The organism is Luethyella okanaganae (assembly GCF_042660285.1).
Lineage (GTDB): Bacteria > Actinomycetota > Actinomycetes > Actinomycetales > Microbacteriaceae > Luethyella > Luethyella okanaganae.
In genome coordinates, this window is the sequence record NZ_JBHSTP010000009.1 from 1 (window position 1) to 648 (window position 648).

1 protein-coding gene is annotated in these 648 nt (G+C 58.5%); it reads right to left on the reverse strand.

The genetic code is table 11. The features are described 5' to 3' along the window. A partial coding sequence (locus ACFQB0_RS15395; protein WP_386733317.1) for a hypothetical protein occupies window positions 1-648 on the reverse strand: 648 nt, incomplete at both ends.

Below are 648 nucleotides of genomic sequence, written 5' to 3' on the forward strand. Positions count from 1 at the left end.
GGTACGGAAGCGCCTCCGTCCGACGAGCCGAGAGGCCGGTTGAACGTCACGCTCGACTGCGGATGACTATCACACGTTCCCTCGAGGTAGGTAGTGACGTCGCTCATACCGTGAGGCGAAATCGCATCGGCCTTTGTATCCCTTGCTCGGATTCTTCCCAGATCGAAGGATTCGCTGGTGACCTCGTCGGTCACGGTGACACTGAACCAGCGGTCACCCTCATGCTTCACATCGGAACGATAGGTATGACCCGCGACCCAATCAACCGCCATCCGGCAAGTCATCCCCGTCGCCTCTCTGTCGGACGGATCTGGCTCGAGCGGAGCGCAGGAGCTTCCCGGTGCGCCGGCCATGGCCTCGTTCGAATCCCAGGCCGTGAAGAAGAACGAACGCTTGTTGCCGTTGGCCTCCATCCCGGTATGGGCAACGCCCGAAACGTTATAGGTATGGCCCGGACTCCCGATGGGGCCCTTGTCGGCGAAACTAAAGGAATGGGACCAGCGGATCTTCGCTGTCGGCCCAGGGTCGGTGTCGACCTTAGTTGTGAATGACACTGAGCTGAACGGAGTAGTCGATGGCGGGAACGTGTAGGGCGTTAGCAACTCCGGCGTATTGACATGTTCTACTTCTAATGTTGTGTTTTCTATT